9 protein-coding genes are annotated in these 8,273 nt (G+C 64.1%); 6 read left to right on the forward strand and 3 right to left on the reverse strand.

The genetic code is table 11. The annotated features are described in order from the left end of the window. The first annotated feature begins 30 nt into the window (after window positions 1-30). Window positions 31-816 carry a MetQ/NlpA family ABC transporter substrate-binding protein gene (locus HP547_RS01225; protein ID WP_172230256.1) on the forward strand — a complete coding sequence of 262 codons (786 nt, stop codon included), beginning with the start codon at window positions 31-33 and terminating at the stop codon, window positions 814-816. 259 nt (window positions 817-1,075) lie between these two features. Here the strand turns inward: HP547_RS01225 and HP547_RS01230 are convergent, their stop codons facing one another. Next, window positions 1,076-3,439, reverse strand: a complete 2,364-nt coding sequence (locus tag HP547_RS01230; protein ID WP_172285313.1) for a penicillin acylase family protein — start codon at window positions 3,437-3,439, stop codon at window positions 1,076-1,078. An 86-nt stretch (window positions 3,440-3,525) separates the two neighbouring features. Between HP547_RS01230 and HP547_RS01235 the strand changes: the two genes are divergently transcribed. After that, complete coding sequence (locus HP547_RS01235) at window positions 3,526-4,077, forward strand: sugar O-acetyltransferase (protein WP_172285314.1); 552 nt, start codon at window positions 3,526-3,528, stop codon at window positions 4,075-4,077. Window positions 4,078-4,137: 60 nt separating this feature from the next. On the opposite strand, the gene HP547_RS01240 is transcribed toward HP547_RS01235, so the two are convergent. Beyond that, window positions 4,138-4,701 carry a DUF6436 domain-containing protein gene (locus HP547_RS01240; protein ID WP_172285315.1) on the reverse strand — a complete coding sequence of 188 codons (564 nt, stop codon included), beginning with the start codon at window positions 4,699-4,701 and terminating at the stop codon, window positions 4,138-4,140. A 218-nt stretch (window positions 4,702-4,919) separates the two neighbouring features. Between HP547_RS01240 and HP547_RS01245 the strand changes: the two genes are divergently transcribed. Continuing rightward, the gene (locus tag HP547_RS01245) at window positions 4,920-5,846 is read left to right on the forward strand and encodes an alpha/beta hydrolase (RefSeq protein ID WP_172285316.1); all 927 of its coding nucleotides are present in this window, start codon (window positions 4,920-4,922) and stop codon (window positions 5,844-5,846) included. On the opposite strand, the gene HP547_RS01250 is transcribed toward HP547_RS01245, so the two are convergent. Beyond that, window positions 5,847-6,599 carry a DUF2059 domain-containing protein gene (locus HP547_RS01250; RefSeq protein ID WP_172231775.1) on the reverse strand — a complete coding sequence of 251 codons (753 nt, stop codon included), beginning with the start codon at window positions 6,597-6,599 and terminating at the stop codon, window positions 5,847-5,849. It lies immediately after the preceding gene. A 113-nt stretch (window positions 6,600-6,712) separates the two neighbouring features. On the opposite strand from HP547_RS01250, the gene HP547_RS01255 reads away from it, so the two are divergent. From HP547_RS01255 to HP547_RS01265, 3 genes are all read left to right on the forward strand, one after another. Further along, a complete protein-coding gene (locus HP547_RS01255) occupies window positions 6,713-7,345 on the forward strand; it encodes a 2OG-Fe(II) oxygenase (protein WP_172231787.1) in 633 nt (210 codons plus the stop codon). Further along, a complete protein-coding gene (locus HP547_RS01260) occupies window positions 7,332-7,823 on the forward strand; it encodes a DUF523 domain-containing protein (RefSeq protein WP_172231772.1) in 492 nt (163 codons plus the stop codon). The genes HP547_RS01255 and HP547_RS01260 overlap by 14 nt, the downstream gene beginning before the upstream one ends. A 155-nt stretch (window positions 7,824-7,978) precedes the next feature. Further along, window positions 7,979-8,273: transposase (locus HP547_RS01265; protein ID WP_172222886.1), on the forward strand; the 295-nt coding region annotated here is incomplete at its 3' end.

An 8,273-nucleotide genomic window follows, 5' to 3' on the forward strand; every position in this document is an offset into this window, starting at 1 on the left:
CGATGGCCCAGATCCAGAACAAGGACCACCATGAAGAAGACCCTGCTGACCACCGCCCTGGCCGCTGCCCTGTCGTTCTCCGGCCTGGCTGCTGCTGCCGAGAAGCTGGTGGTTGCCGCTACCCCGGTACCGCACGCCGAGATCCTCGAGCTGATCAAGCCGACCCTGGCCAAAGAAGGTATCGACCTGCAGATCAAGGTCTTCACCGATTATGTGCAGCCCAACGTACAGGTTGACCAGAAGCGCCTGGACGCCAACTACTTCCAGACCCTGCCGTACCTGCAAAGCTTCAACGAAGGTAAAGGCACCCACCTGGAAACCGTGGTCGGCGTGCACGTCGAGCCGTTCGGTGGTTACTCGAAAAAGGTCAAAAGCCTGAGCGAGCTGAAAGAGGGCGCGACCGTCGCCATCCCTAACGAGGGCAGCAACAGCGGCCGTGCGTTGATCCTGCTGCAGAAGGCTGGCCTGATCACCCTGAAAGACCCGAAGAATGCCCTGGCCACCCCCAAGGACATCGCCGAGAACCCGAAGAAGCTGAAGTTCCGCGAGCTTGAGTCCGCCATGCTGCCGCGTGTGCTGGACCAGGTCGACCTGGACATGATCAACACCAATTACGCACTGGAAGCTGGCCTGAACCCGGCCAAGGATGCGCTGGTAATCGAAGGCAGCGACTCGCCGTACGTGAACTTCCTCGTCGCCCGCCCGGACAACAAGGACAGCGAAGCCATCCAGAAACTGGCCAAGGCCCTGACCAGCCCGGAAGTGAAGGCATTCATTGCCAAGAAGTACCAAGGTGCCGTGCTGCCAGCGTTCTGATCCGCTTGCAATACCGGCATGACCCAACGCCGATACCTTTGTGTCGGCGTTTTCATTTCTGGGCGCAGTTACCTGTGGGAGCGGGCGTGCCCGCGAACACCGGCGTAGCCGGTGCCATCCACCACGTCGACAGCTTCGCGGGCACGCCCGCTCCCACAGGGTTTGGCATACGCCGATAAATGTGGGAGCTGGCTTGCCGGCGATGGAGGTACTTCAGGGTAGCGAGAGTGAGCCGAGTGCGGCTAAAGGCAGTGTTTGTTCATATGTCAGGCACAAGCCTGAGGGTGCTCTGCGCGGGGATCACCCCCAGCTGCGCTTTCTGGTACTGCCCTTCGATGTACCCCTTGGCCTGGTCCGCATAGTGCCGGTCGAACGGTACGCCGCTTTGCCCGATCGGGTTGCTGGTCAGGGCCTGCCCGGCATCGGCAAAATCGATCAGCCGCCGCGTCGACGGCCCATATGTCACTGGCCATGGCGCCGGGCCGATCTTCGCCGAGAGGTTGTTCGGCACTTCATGGGTGCCTGGCGCAGCGAAGGGCCCGACGTTGAACAGCAGGTTCAGCGGCTTTTTCACCCCCAGCGGATGGTTGTGGGTGAGTGTATGGGCCTTGCCCCATTGCCAGCTGGCCGGGTCGCTGCCCAAGTTGTCGCGCAGATGTTTGAGGCTTTTCTGCCAGGCGATGCGCACGATGGTGGTACGGTCGGTGCGCAGATTGCCGCCACGGGTGTTCCACCAGGGCGAATTGGCGTCCGCCGCCAGGCGCGGCAGTGCAGCGTCGATGGCGCGGGTGCTGATGAGCACCGGGAACCAGGTGTCACCGAGTTCGTCATTCATGGCCGCGTAGCTCAGCTCAAAGAGAAACTGGTTGAACAGCGTGGCACTGGTCGAGTCCAGTGGATAGTCACCGCGCCAGGCGGCCAGCTGCTCGACCAGCTCCTTTTCCTCGTCGCCTTCGGCCACCGTGCGCAGTGTCGCCAGCAGCGGTGCAAGGGTGCGCGGGCCGTGATCGCTGGCGGTGTCCAGCTGCAATGCCTGACTGTTCTGCAGGTCCCATTTCACCTCGGGGTTGGCCAGGTGGCGGTCGAGCTGGCGACCACGGTCGGGCAGGTTGTAGTAGCCCGGTATCGGTACCGCCGACGGCGGCTGGTAGTTGGCCGAGACGATATAGCCGCTTGCGGGGTTTTCCTGCTGCGGGTTGGCGCTGAAGGGGTAGAAGCCCAGCTTGCTGGCCTGCGTACTGGCACCGTCAAGGATGAACGCGGGGTCCACGCCTTCAGGGCGGATCGGCAGCTGCGCGGCAGCCCACCAGCCGATATCACCCCGGGCATTGGCCCACACGAAATTCAGCCCAGGCGCATGCACCTTGGCCGCAGCTGCGCGCATCCTGGCCAGCGTGTCGGCCCGGTTGAGCTGGTAGAAACCCTCGAGGATCGGGTTTTCGGTTTCCAGGAAGGCCCACCACATGGCGATGGGCGTGGGCCCGGCGGTAGCACCGAGCACGTCGTTGACGATCGGGCCATGGGGCGAACGGCGCAGGTTGAGGGTGACCGGCTGTTCGCCTTTGACGACAATCGTCTGCTCGGTCTTTTCCAGGGTTTGCCACTGGCCATCGATCATCACCTGATCGGGGTTGGCGGGGTTGGTCTTTTCCGCGATCAGGTCGACATCGTCATTCTGGAACATGGTCAGGCTCCAGCCGAAATCGCGGTTGTGTCCGAGCAGGGCGAACGGGTTGAGCGCCTGGAAGTAGCCGTAAAGGTTGAAACCGGGCGCCGACAGCTCGGCTTCGTACCACACCGCCGGTACGGCGAAGCCGATGTGCGGGTCGCCGGCCAGTAGCGGCTTGCCACTGCGGGTGCGGCTGCCAGCGATGGCCCAGGCATTGCTGCCTTCGAACTGCGCGATGCCGGCGTCGGCCAGCGCATCGTTGCCAAGGCGGGCAAGTGCCTCCAGGCTCTGCCAGTCGGCGGCGGCCAACGGCCTGGCCAGCGCACCGTCGGCTTGCCAGCCGAGGTCGAAGATCTTCAGGTAGTCGGGGCCCAGCTGGTCGCGGATGTAGGTCAGTGCGGGCTCGGTGCGGAAGGCGGCGGCAAAACTGTAGGCGAGGTAGCCGGCGATGCTCAGGGTGTCTTCGGCGGTGAAGGGTCGCGGTGTGATGCCGAGCAGGTCGAATTCCATCGGCTTGGGGTGACTGGCCTGCCAGCTGTTGACCCCATCGAGGTAGGCTTGCAGGGCCTGCCAGGCGGGTGACTGCTGGTCATGACGCTGGGCCATCAGTGCTGCCTGGTCGCGAATGCGCAGGCTGCGAAACAGGGTGTCGGTGGGCAGCAGTTTGTCGCCCAGCACCTCGGCCAGCTCGCCGCGGGCCAGGCGGCGCAGGATCTCCATCTGGAACAATCGGTCCTGGGCATGCACGTAGCCGAGGGCGCGGTACAGGTCCGGCTCGCTCTGCGCCTGCAGGTGCGGCACGCCGCGGGCGTCGTAGCGCACGCTGACCGGTGCTTGCAGGCCGGCGATGGCCACCTCGCCCGCGCGTTGCGGCAGTTTGCCCTGCACGTACCAGTATCCGGCGCCGACGGCCACGGCAACCACCACGGCTAACAGGGTCAGGCTGCGTTTCATGCAGACTCCTTGTGCATCAAAGCAGAAAATGTGGTCCGATCATCGGCGGATTCGCGAACAGAGCATAGCCCCGGGGAGGAGATTCCATGTCACTCAGCGAAAAACAGAAGATGCTTACAGGCCAGCTCTACCATGCTGGTTGCCCTGAGCTGCAGGCCGAGCAGATCGCCAACAAACATTGGATGCACCGCTACAACAGCAGCGTGGAACTGCTCAACGACGCACGCCATGGGCTATTGCTGGAGCACTTTGGCCAGGTTGGCGAAGGCACGGTGATCCGCCCGCCGTTCTATTGTGACTACGGCTACAACATCAGCGTTGGCCGCAATACCTTCATGAACTTCAACTGCGTGATTCTCGACGTGATGCCGGTGCGTATCGGTGACGACTGCCAGATCGGCCCGAATGTGCAGATCTACACCGCCGACCACCCGCTGGACGCTGACCTGCGGCGCAGCGGGCTGGAAAGCGGGCGGGCGGTGACCATTGGCAACAACGTGTGGATCGGCGGCGCGGCGATCATCCTGCCGGGGGTGACCATTGGCGACAACGCAGTGGTGGGTGCTGGCAGTGTGGTGACCCGGGATGTGCCGGCGGGGGTGACGGTTGTGGGTAACCCGGCGCGGGTGCGTGGTTGACGCTACGGTAAAATTCCTCCCTCGGCCTGACGCTGTAGATATCTATCGGGTACTCGCTATCTACCAGGGGCAGTAACACCCTATGGCCAAGGTATTGCTGGCCTGCACGGGCCGGCCCTCTAGCAAGGCCTTGATGATGGGCTCCACGAAGCTGTTGCTGGCGTTGCACACGGCGCCCTCGCTGTAGGGGCCGAAGTAGGCGAGGTTGCCTTGCCGGTCCCAGATGGCCACTGCCGGGGAGGCGGGCAGGTGTTCGCTGCCCGGCAGGCTGGCAAGCGGCTTCAGCGCAGTGAGGTTGGCGGGTAGCTGGCCGTGGCTACCGGGCTTTTGCAGCACATGGAAGCTCACACCCAGGTCGCCGAACTGGCTGACCAGGTCGCCCAGGTGTTGCTGGTTGCCGACGTTGCAGGGGCAGGCCGGGTCCCAGAAGTGCACCACACGGACCGGCCCTGGGCCGGCCAGCTCTGCGGGCAGCTGCAACTGACTGCCCTCGAACAGCGTGGCCTGGTTGTCGAACGGGCGCAGGTAGCGGGCCTGGAAGCTGGTGTAGGCTTGCCACAGCAGGGCGGCGCAGAGCAGCAGGGTAACGGTGATCAGGGCGGGTTTTACAAGGCGGGTCTGCATGGATATCCGCGGGTAATTTTGTGGTGGGCTCAGTGGCCCTGTCGCCGGCAAGCCAGCTCCCACAGGTTACCAACAGGCCTGAAACCCGGTGATATCCCTGAGGGAGCTGGCTTGCCGGCGACAGGACCCGTACAGGTGACACATAGCCCAAGCTTGCCATGACGCGGGCCAGAGCTGAATATCCCAGATCAATACTTGCTTCACTGTGGATGTACCCTATGCCCACCGCCTTTGACCCTGACCACCTGCGCACCAGCCTGGCGCCGTTGACTGCCCGTCAGCCGCTGTCGGCGCCAGCCCGGGACTACCAGCGTTTCTATGGCCTGGACATGCCGGCGCAAAGTTGGCTGGGCGGCTTTCAGGCGGCGGGCTTCGATGTGGTCGGGCAGGCCTGGCTACCCGACCAGCCGAGCGCGACGCTGTTCCTGTTGCACGGCTACTACGACCACATGGGCCTCTATAGGCACGTGATCGAGTGGGCGTTGCAGCAGGGTTACGCAGTCATCAGCTGCGACTTGCCCGGTCATGGCCTGTCCAGCGGCGAGCGCGCCAGCATCAGTGATTTCGCGGTGTACCAGCAAGTGCTGGATGCCTTGTTCGAACAGGCGCGCACGCTACCACTGCCGCGCCCCTGGCACTTGTGTGGGCAGAGCACTGGTGGCGCCATCGCCGTTGACCACCTGCTGACCCAGGGCGCCCGCAGCCCCATCGATGGCCAGGTAATCCTGCTGGCCCCGCTGGTGCGGCCTTGTTCCTGGCGCTGGTCGAAGTTCAGTTACCGGGTGCTGCGGCACTTCGTCAATGGCATTGAACGGCGCTTCAGCGCAAACACCAATGACCCGGCCTTCCTGGCGTTCCTCGAGGCCGACCCGCTGCAACCGCGCCGCCTGCCAACCGCCTGGGTGGGCGCACTGATTGCCTGGGTCAAACGCATCGAAGCCGCGCCGCGCAGTACGCGGCAACCATTGATCGTGCAGGGGGAGGCCGACGCTACGGTGGACTGGCCCTATAACCTCGAAGTGCTCAAGGCCAAGTTCGCCGAACCGCAGATCCTGATGCTGCCTGAGGCCCGTCATCACCTGGCCAACGAGCTGCCGGGCATTCGCCAGCGCTATTTCGACTTCATCGACCAGCGCCTGGGCTGATCACTTCAGGTCGTTGGCGTTCTGGCCAACCGCCAGGCCTGCACGCACAGCGGCCAGGGCGGCCTGGTAGTAAGCCTTGCCTTCTGGCGACTCGGCAAAGGTGGCGAACTCTTCAAGTTCGGCGTCAGACAAGTCGCGATAGACGTAGAGCAGGGTGTTGTTGAGGTCTTCGCCGATCTGGCCCATCAGGCGTTGCCGCTGGCCGTCGAGCAGGCCCTGGGCCTGGCCGCCGCCGAACAGGCCGGGGATCATCGAACTGAGGCTGTCGGCCGCTACCCCGGCGATAGCCAGGCTGACTTCGGCACCGGCTTCACGGGCCGGCAGGGCCTGGGCCAGATGACCGATGACCAGCAGGCGGTTGTCGCTGGCTTGAATCTTCGGCAAGCCTTTGGCGTTTTTCGCCAGTTCGTCCTTGCGCGTGGCCTTGAGCTCGGCCGCCACCACTTTGCGCCCCAGCGGCGACTGAAAAAAGGCCAGCGCCGGCGCCGGGTTGGGCAGGCTTGTGCGCAGCTTCGCCTGGGCGCGCCGATCCACCGCCTGGGCCTGGAAACGCTGATTGCTGTTGTTGACCAGCGCCTGGTACACGGCGGGGGGCAAACTGTTGCGGTAGCGTTCCTGGGCGGCGCTCAGGGCATCGTTGAAGTGGGCGCGCTGGTCGGGCCAGCCGGCGGCCTTGTACAGTTGATCCAGGTTGTCTGCCCAGACAGGCATGGTGCAGATCATCAGCAGAATCAGGGAAAACAGACGGCGCATTCAGGACTCCTGTCGGCAGATGGCTATTGTCCTTGGCCCGGCGTCGGTTTGTCGAGATATGCGCGTGTTTCTCGGCCAAGTGGCGCTGTGCGCCGGCAGGGCTAATGGATATGATGCGCGCCATGCACATCTCCCCTGAACACCCGATGCTTGCGGCCGTCGTCGACGATCTGGCCACCCATGGCTGGTCCCAGCAGGCACTCTTTCTGCCTGCCGACCTGGTGCGTGCGCTGGCAGCCGAGTGCCGGCGCCGCGATGCCGAAGGCGAACTCAACCCTGCGGGGGTTGGGCGCGGGGCTACTCAGGAGGTGCGCGAAGCCATCCGTGGCGACCAGATCCAGTGGATCGACCCTGGGCAGGCCGAGGCTTGCGACGAGTACCTGGCGGCCATGGACCAGTTGCGGCTGGCCATCAACCAGGGCCTGTTCCTGGGCCTGGAAGATTTCGAGTGCCATTTCGCCCTGTATCCACGCGGTGCTTTCTATCGCCGGCATCTGGACCGCTTCCGCGACGATGATCGGCGCATGGTCTCGTCGGTGCTGTATCTCAACGAAGACTGGCAGCCGGATGATGGCGGGCAATTGCGCATGTTTTTGGGCGACGGTGTCGAGCACGATGTGCAGCCGGTGGCGGGTTGCCTGGTGGTGTTCCTGTCCGGCGAAGTGCCCCATGAGGTGCTGCCGGCGGGGCGCGAGCGTTTGTCGTTGACGGGCTGGTTCAGGCGGCGTGGCAATGACCCGTTCTGACGTGCCCAAAGTGCTGGTCAGCGCCTGCCTGCTGGGCCAGCCGGTGCGCTATGACGGCCGCGCCAGCGGCCACCCCGACCTGTTGCAGCAGTGGCAGGCCGCAGGGCGTGTGGTGCCATTGTGCCCGGAAGTAGCCGGAGGTTTACCGACCCCGCGCCCGCCGGCGGAGATCCCCGGCGGGCAGGGTGGCCAAGTGCTTGATGGCGACGCACAGGTGATTACGGTGACGGGCGAGGATGTCAGTGCCGAGTTCCTGGCCGGTGCGCAGCTGGCGCTGGCGCTGGTGCGACGGCATGGCATCCGCGTGGCGGTGCTGAAGGCGGGCAGCCCTTCGTGTGGCAACCGGCTGACCTATGACGGCACGTTCAGTGGCGTGAAGGTGCTGGGGGAAGGGGTTACCACGGCGTTGCTGCGGCGGGCAGGGGTGCAGGTGTTCAGTGAGCTGGAACTGGACGAGGCGCAGCGGGCTTTGGGGTAGTCCGGCGCCGGCCCTATCGCCGGCAAGCCAGCTCCCACAGGTACACCACAGTTCTTGAGGGCGGTGATCTTCCTGTGGGAGCTGGCTTGCCGGCGATGAGGGCGAGGGTGTCAGAAATTTTGTGTTCGGGCATAACATGAGTAAGAGGTGCATGTATGCCAACCAAAAAAAAACCGCTCCGAGAGTTACCAAAGGTTCCGAAAGAGCTGCTGGAACAGTTTTCCGCTGTTCCGCTGATGACCGCAGAAGCCATCGAAGAAGCCTCTGCGGCATTCAAGAAGGCGCTGATAGAGCGAGCCTTGAATGCCGAACTGGGTCATCATCTGGGCTATCCACCGGGCGCGCAGCGCCCGGAGGATGAAACCAACCAGCGAAATGGGAAGAGCGGCAAAACGGTACTCACTGGTGATGGCCCGCTAAGGCTGGATATCCCTCGTGACCGGGATGGCA

Origin of the sequence: Pseudomonas sp. CM27 (assembly GCF_013179515.1) — a bacterium.
Classification (GTDB): domain Bacteria; phylum Pseudomonadota; class Gammaproteobacteria; order Pseudomonadales; family Pseudomonadaceae; genus Aquipseudomonas.